The organism is Bacteroides sp. An269, from assembly GCF_002159755.1.
In the GTDB taxonomy this organism is placed as follows: domain Bacteria; phylum Bacteroidota; class Bacteroidia; order Bacteroidales; family Bacteroidaceae; genus Phocaeicola; species Phocaeicola intestinalis.
The window spans coordinates 16,907-30,490 of record NZ_NFJG01000012.1 but is presented as its reverse complement, the minus strand read 5'-3'; the positions used below and the strand labels follow the sequence as shown (position 1 = coordinate 30,490).

Here is a 13,584-nt window from a genome sequence, read left to right as displayed (position 1 = left end):
AGTATCTTTGCTGGCAAAACAAAAGAATCTTATGTTATCGGATACTAATTATTACACTTCGGAAGCACTTACGCTACTGAATTCCCTCATCGGAATCCCTTCCATAAGTCGGGAAGAAGAAGCGGCTGCCGATTTCCTGCAAAATTACATCGAGGAAAGCGGCATCATGACCGGACGCTCGGGAAACAATATCTGGTGTATCAGCCCGATGTTCGACGTTAACCGTCCCACCATCCTGCTAAACTCACATATTGATACAGTCAGACCTGTAAACGGCTGGCGAAAACAACCTTTCACTGCAAAACTGGAAAACGGGAAGCTGTATGGGTTGGGAAGCAACGATGCCGGTGCCAGCGTGGTTTCACTCTTTCAGGCATATCGTTACCTGACTACCACCACTCAAAGCTATAACCTGATATTCCTTGCCTCATGCGAAGAAGAAGTGTCGGGTAAAGGAGGTATTGAAAGTGTACTACCGCAACTGCCTCCCATTGCACTGGGGATAGTGGGCGAACCTACCGACATGCAACCTGCTGTAGCAGAAAAGGGTCTGATGGTACTCGATGTTACGGCTCATGGTAAAGCCGGACATGCTGCACGCGAAGAAGGAGAAAATGCAATTTATAAGGTATTGGAGGATATCGAATGGTTCAGAGATTACCGTTTTTCCAAAGTATCTCCATTATTGGGACCAGTAAAAATGAGTGTCACTCAAATCAATGCTGGTACACAGCACAATGTCATTCCCGACCTATGTTCTTTCGTAGTGGATATCCGGAGTAACGAATGCTATTCGAACGAAGAATTGTTTAACGAAATCACCACTCATATCCATTGCGAAGCAAAAGCACGTTCGTTCCGTCTCAACTCTTCGCACATTGATACTGAACATTCGTTCGTGAAGCGCGCCGTCGAACTGGGAAAGATACCATTCGGTTCGCCTACGCTTTCCGATCAGGCATTGATGCACTTTCCTTCCGTCAAGATAGGACCGGGCAAATCGTCACGTTCGCACACGGCAGACGAGTATGTAATGGTCAGTGAGATAGAAGAAGCCATTCATACCTATATCGCCATATTAGACGGATTGAAGATTTAAGTGATAAGTGATACTCCATTAAACTCAATAAAAAATGCATATAATGAAACCAAACATCTTCCTTTGTGGCTTCTTCCTGTTGTTGTCGGTCTGCCTCGCTGCATGTGGGAGCAGTAAGAATAAAAATACCTCGGAAAAAGAGACAAACCAGGAAAATAACGTGCAAGTACCTGAATTTAATGCCGACAGTGCTTACCTGTACATTCAGAAACAAGTGGCATTCGGTCCACGTGTGCCGAATACTGAAGCCCACCGCAAGTGTGGCGGATACCTTTCACAACAACTGCGCGACTTCGGAGCTACGGTGTATAACCAGTTTGGCGATGTCATTTCATACGATGGAAAAGTACTGAAGATGCACAATATCATCGGTTCGTACAACCTTGACACCAAGAAGCGCGTCCTGCTGTGCGCCCACTGGGACAGCCGTCCTTATGCCGATGCCGGTCAGGAAGCACATTACCATACTCCCATCGATGGTGCCAACGATGGTGCCAGTGGTGTAGGTGTACTGCTGGAAATCGCCCGTCACTTACAACAACAGGCTCCAGCTATCGGCATCGACATCGTGTTCTTTGATGCGGAAGACTATGGTATCCCTGAATTTTATGAGGGCGATTACAAGCAAGACACATGGTGCCTGGGTTCTCAATATTGGGGACGTGTACCACATGTACCTGATTACAAGGCACGTTTCGGCATCCTTCTGGATATGGTGGGAGGCAAAGGAGCAACTTTCTATTACGAACAATATTCCAGTCAAACGGCAAATTCACCAATGAAGAAAATTTGGGATACAGCACACCGACTGGGGCATAAACAGTTCTTCATCAAAGAAAACGGCGGCAACGTGACAGACGACCACATATACGTGAACCGGCTCCGCCAAATCCCGTGTGTGGATATCATCGGTTATGACCCACACAGCGAAACAGGCTTCCACCCTACCTGGCACACAGTGGCAGACAACATGGACTGCATTGATAAGGCAACCTTGCAGGCTGTGGGAGAAACCGTAATGAATGTAATTTATAATGAAAAATAAAAAATAACTCGATATGAAAACAATCAACGAACTACAAGACGAGGTTATCGACGAGTTCAGCAACTTCGATGACTGGATGGACAAATATCAGTTGCTTATCGATCTGGGCAGCGAACAGCCCCCCCTTGACGAACAATATAAAACCGAACAAAACCTGATAGATGGTTGCCAAAGCCGCGTGTGGTTACAGGCAGACTTTATAGACGGGAAAATCATATTTCAGGCAGAAAGCGATGCTTTGATAGTGAAAGGCATTATCGCCTTGCTGATAAAGGTGGTTTCGGGGCATACACCTGATGAAATTCTGGATGCTGACCTTTATTTCATTGACCGGATTGGACTGAAAGAACACCTTTCGCCAACCCGCAGTAACGGGCTGCTTGCCATGGTAAAGCAAATGCGCATGTATGCTTTGGCTTTCAAGGCAAAACGAAGTTGAAAGAAAATAAAAATACGACTGTCCGTATGTAAATACAATTTATTTGCGCAAATGAACACAGATATTTAGGACCTGTTTTGAATTTATCGTGCACACACGAAACGAACACATCAAGCCAAGAAAAACTTCTTGTAGGAAATTCAAAACAGTTGCTTATGCCTGTTCATACGGGCGGTCATATTTTTGAACACTTTATTAATACCCGTTCCTCATCCTTTAATGTAGTGGCAAACAGATATATTTCGCCACCCTCTTTCAATTTTAGTTTCTTCCGCAACTCTGTTACCGAAGCGGGGAAATTGCGCACTGTCAGATTTGCTTTCTCTACTCCCCCCAACAAGGTTTTCAACTCTTTTTTCCCGAACCCAGAAACGGCTTCTACTTGAAACTGACGGCCTGGGAAATCCACTTGATGGTCGGAGGTATACAGATGGCTGTTGGGATGCAGTTTTTTCACACCGTAACGCAAAGCCAACAATCGGTAAGCACCTGCTTTCAGCAAAGTCACTCCTGGTTCATACAGATAAGTTTCCACCTTGTCAGCATACTCACACATCGCATTTCTCTCTTCGGAAAGCGTAAATACAAAAGGTGGTATCAACAAGTTATCAACAATCTGTTTACAATATATACACACCTCAGAACCAATACAATCCGATTTTTCAACAGACTTTTCTAACAGAATTATTAACTCTTTACACTCGTTATGAACAGCCACAATGTGAATTTGCGTGATGTGTTTCAACACCTGAAGAGCTTTAACTATATCCAGCATAGGTGATAACTTAATCATTACCTTCCGCCCTTTTTCCACCAATACCGGTTCGAGTATCCCTATATCGGGTTCACAATCAGATATTGCTACAGTCTTGCTTCCATAACTGTCTCTTCGGGCAGGATCCAGAAACAGACAGTCTACAGGTGTCATTTGCGACAAATAAGATACACCATCCGCACAATGAACATGAATATGTCGCAGTCCTAATGCTGCAAAGTTATGAACAGCTAACTCACACAATGAATTCTGACGTTCTACATAATCTGCCTTCCGGAATCTTTGAGAAATGAACGAACAATCTACGCCTAACCCTCCCGTCAGGTCGGCAAATGTTTCTCCATTTATAAGCGATGCTTTATAGCGTGCCGTTAGTTCAGAAGAGCATTGTTCCATCGATAAATGGGAAGGATAACGCACTGATTCCACCTTTGCCCAAGAAGGAATTTTCCTTTCGGCAACCTGTCTGCCAGCAATCTGGACAGCAGCTTCAAGCATATCCACCTCGGGATATTTCTTCGCTTGAAGCGCCAAAGCACGCACATCATCTCCCCAATGTGCATGAATAAAAGCAAGTGTTTCGGAGGATAATCTTTTCATATGTACAAACTATCTGCTACAAAGATATATTTTTCTTTGTTTACCTATATTCAACAAAGGCAAAAAATAAGGGTGTGCATTTCGGCACACCCGTTAAAAAATGAATACCTGCATTCAACTTCAATATGCCACATAGCTGCCTTGCTTGTAAGATTATTAATCTTCATGCCGAAAGATTATTAATCTTCACGCTGTAAGATTAATAATCTTACAAGGATGCAGCCATATTGCGAAAAGACCCTGTCTTACTTGTCAGCGTGACACTGTCAACAGGAATGACACCGGAAGTATGTATCCATGAAAATGTACAATTGCATACCGTTCAAAGTATAAGTACATGTTTTTACTACACTTGTACAAGTAAACTGCTGATATTCATATCAAACTCATCAATACTCGTCCTCGTTGAAGAAGAAATCTTCTTTGCTAGGATAATCGGGCCAAATGTCTTCGATACTTTCGTAGATTTCGCCTTCATCTTCCATTTCCTGTAAATTTTCAATCACTTCCATAGGAGCACCCGAACGCATTGCGTAATCAATCAGCTCATCTTTTGTAGCAGGCCATGGTGCATCTTCCAATTTTGAGGCCAATTCCAATGTCCAATACATAGTATTTCAGTTTATAAAGTTTTACATTCACATTATCGGGGCACAAAAGTATAACAATTTATGTCATTTGCAACTCTTATCCCAATAAATTTCATCATGGTGTGTTAATTGATTTAACTTTCGTGATAGAACAAACAAATAATCCGATAAACGATTGACAAACTGTTTCACATTTCTGGCTATCTCAAAACCTGTTTCTGCTTCTTCCAGTGCCCAAATACAACGTTCTGCACGACGACATACCGTACGGCATACATGACAGGTAGAAGCTGCATACGAACCGCCAGGCAAGATAAACCCACGAAGCGGAGGCAGAGAAGCATCTAAGGTATCAATGGCTTCTTCCAGCCGGGTAATGTTTTCATCCGTAATCTGAGATACAGGCGACAAATCAGTCTTCGAAGTCTCTGTCGCCAAATAAGCTCCCAAAACGAAAAGTTTATGTTGCACGAATTGCAACAAAGATTTGTCTGTACCTTCTTCCATCTGCGAGACTAGACACCCTATCTGCGCATTGAGCTCATCAACAGTGCCGTATGCTTCAAGTCGAATATGCGTTTTCGGAACTCGTACACCTCCTATCAACGAAGTCGTTCCATCATCGCCTGTACGCGTATAGACCATACTTTTCTTCATAACATCTCTGTTGTATTAAGTTAAAGAAAATTGACAATACGATGTTCTTTCACCCGTTTCTTATCAAAGAAAACCAAACCGATGTCATACAAATCGAATGTGACTCCCGTACGGGTATCTGCAATCGTCTGCTTCCACCATCGTTTTTTCTCAAGAGTAGCATACGGTGCGCCTACAATGATGCACGTACGGTCGGTAACCATAGGCAGCAACCGCTCAAATGCTTCTTTATAATAAGGTGTATGTCCGATGTGTATCAGGTCAGCAAACGGTCTGCCTGTCAATGCCTCGTCAAGCAAGCGGAGTACATTTCCTGTCCGGTAATCCACTAACGGATACGCAGAAAGGACATGTTTTATTCTTGCCTTGTCTTGTCTTTCCTCATCAATCGTAAAGAGAGGGACATGCTTTGCCTCTGCCATATAGCGAGTATCCAGTCCGCACCCTGTCCCTATTTCCAGCATTGATGCCGGCTGCAGATAATTGACCAACCGGAACAGCAACCGGTCGGTTTTTTCACGATAATGGAACAGTTGGTCTTTCTCATCCTCCCGGCTATAGTGCAAAAGCTGAAAAGCATAATAAGGCATCTTTTCATAAATGACCGATGTAATCAGAAAAAAATCGGAAGGTGAATGTACACCATACCCGCACCGGTGCCGGAACCGGCAACACCAATTCCATATCCGCAAGCATAGGTCGGACATCTTCATAACGTATCACGCATTATAAAGACAAGAGGCATAAAGGCACCGAAAGTCCATTACCTCTGTGTCTCCATGCCCCTGTGCCGTTCATTTGTCAACACGGACTTATTCGCGTGCGCCCAGTTTGTCATTCAGATAAAGAACACCGGCATAGTCGTTACATTTTTTCAATTTGTCGACAATACCCTGTGCGGTAGCTTCTTCTTCCACTTGTTCGCGGACATAGCCCCACAAGAAATCCTGAGAAGCTTTGTCTTTTTCTGCCGAAGCTACATTTACCAGATTGTCAATCAACTCAGATACATGACATTCGTGGTTGTACACATGTTCGAATACTTCCAATACGCTGCCCCAGCCTTGCGGAACGACATCGATTTTGTCTACTTTAGCAGCACCGCCGCGTTTTGCGATATAGTCTGCCAAATCGTATGCATGTTGCAACTCTTCTTGCGATTGTTTACGCATCCAGTTGGCAAAGCCATCGAAACCTTCTTTCTGCAAATAGAAAGACATAGAAAGATACAGGTTAGAAGACCACATTTCTGCTGTGATCTGTTCGTTCATCGCGTTTTGTAATTTTTCTGAAATCATAGTCGTATTATTTTTTAATTATTAAATGCAAGAGATAAATACATTATGAGTTTCTACAAAAGAAATGCCAGAACCCACATCGTGCCAAATTGTCATTTCGGATGAAAAGGCTGGAGCATCTGCTTCTTCCCCCAAAAATAGGGAGAAACTCCCACACGATCAATACACCAAGCTATACCAAATGAGCCTGTCACCGTTAATATCATCGCCACGAAAAGAAAACAAAAACCGGTTTCGTCGAACATAAACAATGGTACCAATCCTTTCGAAAGCATAGTAAACACAGGAGAGAAGACCAACAATACCAGCGTATGCCTCCCTACATAGTCGGAAACACGCCTGATACCAGCAGGTATAACCGTATAGAGGCTCAAGAGTACACTCGCCACAAGGTACACAATGGCAACACCCCCCAAAGTGAAACGATTCAGATTCGCCATATCGGCACTCAGCCACACCAAAGGGATCAATGCCCATACAGAAGGACAGAAAAAAGATGTAAATGTCATGCCCGAACGGCGCAAAGCAACTCCAGCCAGGAAATACAAGGCATTGGGTAATGACACAAGTTGACAGGCATCTGCCAGAACGGCATATCCCGTACCTAATACGACCAGACGAGACACAAGCCTCATCTTCTCTGCCCAATGAAATACACCATAATATATTAGCCCGCACAACAGGTAGGTATGCAGATACCAATAGGGTCCCATCGGATGAAGGAATAATTTCTCCAGCATCAGTCCTACACTCAGGCAATCCACCTTATCACGGACAGGAAGCACCGCCGACATCGCCACATATCCCGTTTCCATCACCATGTAAGGGACAAATATCCATGCCATCGCCCTCAGGAATTCACTTGGCCGTTTCTCAATTTGCATCAGGTACCCCGACAAAATCAAGAATACCGGCATGTGAAACGTGTATACCCATTGCTTCGCCAACGGATATTTTTCACTAAAGAACACCAGGTGGAAGGCTATCATCAGCAAGATGCAGACACACTTCAGGTAATCGATTTCTCCGATACGTTTTCCGTTCATGATATTTGAGACTTTTTTATTTGAAAGACCAAAAATACGGAAATAAATCATACGATGTAAAAAAAGTACCCACTAAAACGCACCTATATGCATAGGTCTACGCACATAAGTGCGCAAGAACATGCAAGTATCTCCACCAATCGATGGTATCGTATGTAAAGGCGGCATTCATAAAAAGAAATGCCACACTGTTTTCTGATGAAAATCTATTAAGAAAACAGTGTGGCAAAACAAAAGACAGGTCAATCAACAGAAGAAAAGCTATTGTTAAAAGCCATGATGGGCCAGCTTGCTCTGATTCATGTCAAAATCAAAACTCATCCCTTTAAAACCGGGAAGTGATGTCTGACCTTCGCCTTCGCCCAACAAGATTTCTGCAGCATGAAAATCGAACTTCATATTGCCGGATTCTACAGCATAAGCAGCAGCATTGCCAGCCTCAACTTTTACTTCTACCAGCAAAGGCTGAGCTTCTTCTTCGGTAGATGAAGGAAGGGTCACGGATAATTTCAAAGATTCGGGATGCATGACAAATACCACGCTATCCTTATTGGCGGTCAGTGTCGGTTCGTACCCGATTTTATAATTGACATCACCTACTGCTTCTACAATTTGGTCTGCCAATGCTTCATCTCCGACAACCGAAAGTACAATGTCTTTAATGGGGAAATTGGTAAAACTGATGGTATCATCGGCCACACTGGCAGAAATATCGGTTCCGGCAGGAGTCTCTTCACCTTCTCCGGTATCTTCTCCTTCCAGCGGATTGACACTGCTCATTACCACTTTACCCGTATAATCGCCGAACATGGCATCTGTTGTCACTTCATCGGGTACCTGTGGAGTGTTTTCATCATCGCTGCAAGCCGAGAAGCTTATAGCACATCCCATTAATAACATTGAAACAAGAACTCGTACAGGTTTAATTACTTTTTTCATTTTTCTACGGTTTAAAAATTAATTAATACAGTTTATCTACGACTTCCTTGCAATCGTTTCGCGCAGTAAATGCAAAAGCGCCTTAAATCTTGCACGGCTCAATTGTTAAACAACGTTTCATTGCTGGAAATCAAGCCATTAGACATCCCTTTTCACAAAGAAAACTCATTTTGCAAATTGAGTTTCCACCCCAACCCTAGAAGCAATATGTCTCATAACAAACAATAATTGGATTCAGGTTTATTAACATACCCATGCGCAGTATTTCCCGTCCGATTGCTTTATCCTGAAAACAAGAGTTACTATTGATATACAATTATGGATGAGCATACACGTAAAAGAATTATAGCCTTTACTTCACAATCGGTCAAACAATATGGTATCCGTGCTGTACGTATGGACATCATAGCCCGGCACACAAACGTGTCCAAACGTACCATATATCAAGTATTTGCAACCAAAGACAATTTGATAAATACTTGCCTGGAAGCCTATTCAGGCCGTATGCAAAACCGGTTTCAGCTCATAGCATACAATAATCCCGATCCGTTGGCATGCCTTTGGGAAACATGCAAGGCATACATAGAGAACCTGTATAAAGGGGAATGCATTTTCTGGTTGGATATCTATCGGCATTATCAAGGGATATACCTTGCTATTAACCCAATATGGTGGGACGAACTGAAAAAAAGTATTGCAGCATGCCAGTCAACCCACCGCATCCAGGCAAGCTTGGATACGGATATTTTTCTCCGTTCATTTACGGAATTGCTATACAATGCACGACTCGCGGAATGTGCTCCGGAAATGCTTCACTATGCAGCTTCCCTTATGCTAAAAGGAATCATAGTTCCACAAGCCGTAAGCAAGCTCAATCAATCCAAGAGTATTGTTTTCTGATAAAGAATTGAGAAATTCTATGTTTGAAATGTCAGGCATGTGGCTCTTAGCATTGCAGACGATGATATACACCTACGCTTTTTCTCATCATCCATTTCTTAATTTGTAAATTTCTACAGAGTCCTTTTGGTTTACAAAATACACTTTTAGTACGCCCGAAAAAAAGCAGCCCCACATTTGAATAATTAAATCCGGAACAATAGGTTTAAATAGCAAAACGATAAAGTTTAAACAAAACTGATTATTAGCTACTTATGAAAGCATATAAAATTGATTCAATTTAATTGAATTGAAGTAAATCTGGGATAAATGGGAACAATTGGGGAACAATTCACTATCTTTGCAGTGTTCAATCCTGAAATAAAATCGAAGCTTATGAAAGTGACCGCATTCATACGGAAAACGGCAAAGAAGAATGATTTAGAGATCCAAGCAACCATCTATTTCCGGAAAGAAGGACATCAAGGCAACAAGTGAACTTTCAGCCCCAACCATTGGAGTCCGGAAAAGCAGAGATACAAAGGTCGTGTGGCTTTGATGCCAGAAGATGAAAAGACAGACTTGAACCATAAGGTACAAGCGTTGACCCGAATTTGGTTTCGTCGGTATCAGGGCATAACAAGGACTTTCGCCGTTATAGAGAAAAAGACTGCGGTATTGAACGGTCATACATAAATGAATGAATGGCGAAGTTATCTTACCAAAGCAGACTAAAGAAGATACGAACATAATAGCTTACGAATATGGATAAAAACATTATCATAGAAGAAGTCAATGCCGAATATCTGAAAGGATTTATATACTATATCCGGGGTGTTCGAGTAATGCTTGATATGGATTTGGCTAAAATCTATGGTTACAGCACCAAAGATTTCAATCGTCAGGTCAAGAACAACATTGAGAAGTTTGAGAAAGACTTCATGTTTCAGTTGACCGATGAGGAGTGCGAAATCTTGAGGTGCAAAAATTCCACCTCAAGTTGGGGAGGTCGCAGATACAATCCATACGCCTTTACGGAGCAAGGAATATATATGCTTATGACCGTCTTGAAAGGTGAGTTGGCAACCAAGCAAAGTAAAGCCTTGATTCGCATCTTCAAGCAGATGAAGGACTACATTGTTGACAACCAGCCGTTGTTGGGACAGAGGGAATATCTCCAACTATCTTTGCAAACAACCCAGAACACACAAGACTTGCTTGATTTGCGTAAATCTTTATCAGCTGTTGATGACAAGGTTGCCAGTATAATAGATACATTGGGCAATGTTGTAACCAAGTCGGAACTGGCGAATGTCATGCTTGACTTTAGCAATCCTACCGTCAGAAGGGGCTGGCTGATACTCAACGGCCAACCTGTAGAATCCGATTTGGCTTACCAACAGATTTATGCTACAGCCAAGAAAACAATATTCGTGGTGGATAATTATATCGGATTAAAGACATTGGTACTTTTGAAAGAGGTTTCTGCCAATGTGAAGATTACTGTATTCTCAGACAATATCGGCAATCGACTACATCAGGCGGAGTTTAATGACTTCTGTCGGGAATATCCCGATGTTTCTGTTTCGCTGCAAACATCCGGCGGTATATTCCATGACAGATATATTGTCATTGATTACCAAACAGCCGATGAGCAGATTTATCATTGCGGTGCTTCATCCAAAGACGGAGGGAATAAAGTTACGACCATTACAGCCGTTACCGATGGATGCATTTATCACCCCGTGATAGACCAACTTCTGAATAATCCAGTATTAGTATTACGGTAAAGTCTTGCTAAAATGGGATTTTAAGCATAGCGATAAACAGGACTCATTCAATATCCATTTCGTTTCTTTCGTTTACGGTTTCGCCGAAATAAGCGAAACGCAAATCATTGAATTTTAGCGAAATCCAATTATACTTTTGCACCATCGTTCCGATACGGGAGAGGTGGTGCAATCGTTTATTATGCTGCCGAAGCGGTTGTATCAAACAATCCGGCGGCATTGATTTTGATTATGACAGACTTGATGCAAATTATCTCCAACGGCGCAGCCAATATTAAACTGGAGATTACAGGCGAGGACTTGCGCGTATTCTCGGACGAGCTCATCAATCGCGCGATAAACGAAGTGGCATTGGCTTTCCGTGCAGCGGATGAAGAACGGCTACTAAGCCGGGAAGAAGTAAAGGATATGTGCGGAGTATGCGATGCGACCTTATGGAACCGACACAGAAATTGCCGATACTTCTGTTGGTATCTGAAGAACGTAATACAGGAAAGAGTACATTTCTGAACTTTCTGAAAGCAATGTTTCAAGAAAATGTCACGTTCAATACTAATGAGGATTTTCGTAGCCAGTTCAATGCGGATTGGGCGGGCAAATTGATGATTGTCGTGGACGAGGTGTTGCTCAACCGCCGTGAGGATAGTGAACGGTTGAAGAACCTAAGTACGGCACATTCCTACAAGATGGAAGCCAAAGGCAAAGACCGCTATGAAGTACAGTTCTTCGCCAAGTTCGTGCTGTGTTCCAACAACGAGAATTTCCCCGTTTACATTGAGCCGGAGGAAACACGTTATTGGGCCTGCTCCCAATGCGTTGTCTTATTTCACTTACCAAATATCCGTGTTGCCGGGGCAGAAGTATTCCGCATCATCCAAGAAAGTGGGACGCTTTTATACCGTTACCCGTGAAAAGTTGAAAGACTACCGTTGAATTTGTTGAATCTGATGAAACATAAGAAAGAACGTATGCATATGGCCTATATGATTCAACAACACCATCAACAGATTTCAACGGAAAACCTTGCCTACCAAAAGAGAATATCGGTTGCTGACAACGCTGTCGGATGTAAAGCATCCTCTTTTTTCTTCCCTCTTTTCGTATTCCGTTCAACGGATTCAACAAAATCAACGGTGGAATCTGTTTCAGACATCACGACAAGGACGACAAGAATCCACACTTCCACTTTTTGGCAAACGTGGTACTGGATGATGGCACACGCGCCAATCTTGCCAACATCGGAAAGGCGGCAAAGGAAGCATCCATTTCCGTAACGGAACAATGGGGATTGACACCAGCCAATCATCGAAAGAGGATGCAAGCCGATGACAAGAAGGACACCGATAAAAATGAAAATCGGACAGCAGAAATACATAACCACAGACACCAGAATTATATCGAATGGAACAGCAGCCCTATATCCAAAGAGGACACCAATTCCGATTTTACAGCGAACAGCAATGGGGAAAGCGCATTAACATCTATTAGTGGCAATCTAATGGAAGGCATCGCCGAACTTATCATTCAACCGACTGTTGCCCGGATAGGCACAGGCTGCGGCACCAGTGACAACACGCTCAACCATGACAAGGATAAGAACAAACAACGAAAAGGAGGACGTAAAAGATGAAAACAGAAAACGAAAATAAGCGCACCAAGCGCAAAGAAATACAGTTTAGCGAAGCGGAATACACCGCGATTGAAAAGAAAGCCAATGCCGCACGGCTGTCTGTGGCAGCGTTCATCCGCGAATCTGCATTAGGCAAAAAACTGTCAGCTGCACTCACCATAGAAGAGAGCGAGCGGATGAAACGCACGGCCAACATCAGCTACAAGATGCAAGTCAACCTCAATCAGATTGCACGGCTGGCCAATATCCACGGTTTACCTTTTGTAACAGACGCTATCCGCGAATACATCTGCCGTACCAACGAATATTTCAAGACCGGTTCATGGCATGAAATGGATTTATCTGCCTATGAATCCGAGCAAAAACAGCGGGAACAACTTGCCGCAAAAGTACGTGAGCTTCAAGAGAATAACACGGAATTACAGAAAGCGGCAACCAACTATTACCTTTATACCGCCGAAGGTGAACGCCTTTTCTGCGAACGGCACAATTGCCGTATTTATCCTGACAACCGAGGTATCTATTGGCATTTCAAGGTTACCGATTATCCGGCTTATACACTTCCGACAGAAATTAGTCGGGCATATCTTAACCATGAGATTTCGATACGGGATGTGTATGTGTATTGGCGTAAGAATGCTATAGAATAACGATAGATTTGTTACTTATAGGTTCCTAAAAAGTCTTGCACTCATTTAATAGCTATATAGTTTGTTCTTTTCAAAAAATATGCAGACCTTTGCAACATCATAATCGAGCGAGATTGATGGTTAAGGCAAACGTAGTATATAATTTAA

At 42.8% G+C, this 13,584-nt stretch carries 16 protein-coding genes and 1 pseudogene; 10 read left to right on the top strand and 7 right to left on the bottom strand.

The features are described 5' to 3' along the window. The first annotated feature begins 31 nt into the window (after positions 1-31). The 3 genes from B5F71_RS04315 to B5F71_RS04305 are packed head-to-tail and all read left to right on the top strand — an operon-like array spanning position 32 to position 2,583. Complete coding sequence (locus B5F71_RS04315; RefSeq protein WP_087207946.1) at positions 32-1,099, top strand: M20 family metallo-hydrolase; 1,068 nt, start codon at positions 32-34, stop codon at positions 1,097-1,099. 43 nt (positions 1,100-1,142) lie between these two features. After that, positions 1,143-2,144, top strand: coding sequence for a M28 family peptidase (locus tag B5F71_RS04310; RefSeq protein WP_022039125.1), 1,002 nt, complete (start codon positions 1,143-1,145; stop codon positions 2,142-2,144). Between the two features lie 13 nt (positions 2,145-2,157). After that, positions 2,158-2,583, top strand: coding sequence for a SufE family protein (locus B5F71_RS04305; RefSeq protein WP_022039126.1), 426 nt, complete (start codon positions 2,158-2,160; stop codon positions 2,581-2,583). Positions 2,584-2,758: 175 nt separating this feature from the next. Here B5F71_RS04305 and B5F71_RS04300 read toward each other — a convergent pair whose 3' ends face one another. From B5F71_RS04300 to B5F71_RS04270, 7 genes are all read right to left on the bottom strand, one after another. Beyond that, a complete protein-coding gene (locus tag B5F71_RS04300) occupies positions 2,759-3,958 on the bottom strand; it encodes an SAM-dependent methyltransferase (RefSeq protein ID WP_087207944.1) in 1,200 nt (399 codons plus the stop codon). Positions 3,959-4,347: 389 nt separating this feature from the next. Further along, positions 4,348-4,569, bottom strand: a complete 222-nt coding sequence (locus B5F71_RS04295; RefSeq protein WP_013618052.1) for a DUF2795 domain-containing protein — start codon at positions 4,567-4,569, stop codon at positions 4,348-4,350. A gap of 63 nt (positions 4,570-4,632) precedes the next feature. After that, positions 4,633-5,205, bottom strand: a complete 573-nt coding sequence (locus tag B5F71_RS04290) for a cob(I)yrinic acid a,c-diamide adenosyltransferase (protein ID WP_022039088.1) — start codon at positions 5,203-5,205, stop codon at positions 4,633-4,635. A 20-nt stretch (positions 5,206-5,225) separates the two neighbouring features. Beyond that, positions 5,226-5,918: a hypothetical protein gene (locus tag B5F71_RS04285; RefSeq protein ID WP_087207943.1), complete on the bottom strand. Its 693-nt coding sequence runs from the start codon at positions 5,916-5,918 to the stop codon at positions 5,226-5,228. Between the two features lie 99 nt (positions 5,919-6,017). Continuing rightward, complete coding sequence (locus B5F71_RS04280) at positions 6,018-6,503, bottom strand: ferritin-like domain-containing protein (protein WP_022039090.1); 486 nt, start codon at positions 6,501-6,503, stop codon at positions 6,018-6,020. 92 nt (positions 6,504-6,595) lie between these two features. Further along, the gene (locus tag B5F71_RS04275; RefSeq protein ID WP_022039091.1) at positions 6,596-7,549 is read right to left on the bottom strand and encodes an acyltransferase; all 954 of its coding nucleotides are present in this window, start codon (positions 7,547-7,549) and stop codon (positions 6,596-6,598) included. 267 nt (positions 7,550-7,816) lie between these two features. Continuing rightward, the gene (locus B5F71_RS04270; RefSeq protein ID WP_087207941.1) at positions 7,817-8,488 is read right to left on the bottom strand and encodes a DUF4840 domain-containing protein; all 672 of its coding nucleotides are present in this window, start codon (positions 8,486-8,488) and stop codon (positions 7,817-7,819) included. A gap of 318 nt (positions 8,489-8,806) precedes the next feature. Here B5F71_RS04270 and B5F71_RS04265 point away from each other — a divergent pair, with 318 nt between their 5' ends. The 7 genes and pseudogenes from B5F71_RS04265 (at position 8,807) to B5F71_RS04240 (ending at position 13,437) form a co-directional block, all read left to right on the top strand. Then, complete coding sequence (locus B5F71_RS04265) at positions 8,807-9,388, top strand: TetR/AcrR family transcriptional regulator (RefSeq protein ID WP_087207939.1); 582 nt, start codon at positions 8,807-8,809, stop codon at positions 9,386-9,388. A gap of 309 nt (positions 9,389-9,697) precedes the next feature. Continuing rightward, entirely contained in the window at positions 9,698-9,865 is a 168-nt protein-coding gene (locus B5F71_RS20110) for a hypothetical protein (RefSeq protein WP_022039094.1), read from the top strand. A gap of 266 nt (positions 9,866-10,131) precedes the next feature. Continuing rightward, entirely contained in the window at positions 10,132-11,157 is a 1,026-nt protein-coding gene (locus tag B5F71_RS04260; RefSeq protein ID WP_087207937.1) for an ORF6N domain-containing protein, read from the top strand. Positions 11,158-11,388: 231 nt separating this feature from the next. Beyond that, a complete protein-coding gene (locus B5F71_RS04255) occupies positions 11,389-11,667 on the top strand; it encodes a DNA-binding protein (RefSeq protein ID WP_343285795.1) in 279 nt (92 codons plus the stop codon). Further along, positions 11,592-11,957 (top strand): annotated as a pseudogene (locus B5F71_RS04250) (primase-helicase family protein); the annotation flags it as partial. The gene B5F71_RS04255 and the pseudogene B5F71_RS04250, both read left to right, overlap by 76 nt. A gap of 389 nt (positions 11,958-12,346) precedes the next feature. Then, complete coding sequence (locus B5F71_RS04245) at positions 12,347-12,787, top strand: hypothetical protein (protein ID WP_241148548.1); 441 nt, start codon at positions 12,347-12,349, stop codon at positions 12,785-12,787. Next, positions 12,784-13,437 (top strand): hypothetical protein, encoded by a 654-nt coding sequence (locus B5F71_RS04240; RefSeq protein WP_087207935.1) that lies wholly within the window; start codon positions 12,784-12,786, stop codon positions 13,435-13,437. The genes B5F71_RS04245 and B5F71_RS04240 overlap by 4 nt, the downstream gene beginning before the upstream one ends. The last annotated feature ends 147 nt before the right edge of the window (positions 13,438-13,584 follow it).

What these genes read in the sequence shown, in the direction of transcription:
- B5F71_RS04275 (WP_022039091.1), bottom strand. Translation starts at nt 7,549, where the DNA reads ATGAACGGAAAACGTATCGGAGAAATCGATTACCTGAAGTGTGTCTGC.
- B5F71_RS20110 (WP_022039094.1), top strand. Translation starts at nt 9,698, where the DNA reads ATGGGAACAATTGGGGAACAATTCACTATCTTTGCAGTGTTCAATCCT.
- B5F71_RS04290 (WP_022039088.1), bottom strand. Translation starts at nt 5,205, where the DNA reads ATGAAGAAAAGTATGGTCTATACGCGTACAGGCGATGATGGAACGACT.
- B5F71_RS04295 (WP_013618052.1), bottom strand. Translation starts at nt 4,569, where the DNA reads ATGTATTGGACATTGGAATTGGCCTCAAAATTGGAAGATGCACCATGG.
- B5F71_RS04260 (WP_087207937.1), top strand. Translation starts at nt 10,132, where the DNA reads ATGGATAAAAACATTATCATAGAAGAAGTCAATGCCGAATATCTGAAA.
- B5F71_RS04240 (WP_087207935.1), top strand. Translation starts at nt 12,784, where the DNA reads ATGAAAACAGAAAACGAAAATAAGCGCACCAAGCGCAAAGAAATACAG.
- B5F71_RS04270 (WP_087207941.1), bottom strand. Translation starts at nt 8,488, where the DNA reads ATGAAAAAAGTAATTAAACCTGTACGAGTTCTTGTTTCAATGTTATTA.
- B5F71_RS04300 (WP_087207944.1), bottom strand. Translation starts at nt 3,958, where the DNA reads ATGAAAAGATTATCCTCCGAAACACTTGCTTTTATTCATGCACATTGG.
- B5F71_RS04265 (WP_087207939.1), top strand. Translation starts at nt 8,807, where the DNA reads ATGGATGAGCATACACGTAAAAGAATTATAGCCTTTACTTCACAATCG.
- B5F71_RS04315 (WP_087207946.1), top strand. Translation starts at nt 32, where the DNA reads ATGTTATCGGATACTAATTATTACACTTCGGAAGCACTTACGCTACTG.
- B5F71_RS04255 (WP_343285795.1), top strand. Translation starts at nt 11,389, where the DNA reads ATGACAGACTTGATGCAAATTATCTCCAACGGCGCAGCCAATATTAAA.
- B5F71_RS04305 (WP_022039126.1), top strand. Translation starts at nt 2,158, where the DNA reads ATGAAAACAATCAACGAACTACAAGACGAGGTTATCGACGAGTTCAGC.
- B5F71_RS04280 (WP_022039090.1), bottom strand. Translation starts at nt 6,503, where the DNA reads ATGATTTCAGAAAAATTACAAAACGCGATGAACGAACAGATCACAGCA.
- B5F71_RS04310 (WP_022039125.1), top strand. Translation starts at nt 1,143, where the DNA reads ATGAAACCAAACATCTTCCTTTGTGGCTTCTTCCTGTTGTTGTCGGTC.
- B5F71_RS04285 (WP_087207943.1), bottom strand. Translation starts at nt 5,918, where the DNA reads ATGAAGATGTCCGACCTATGCTTGCGGATATGGAATTGGTGTTGCCGG.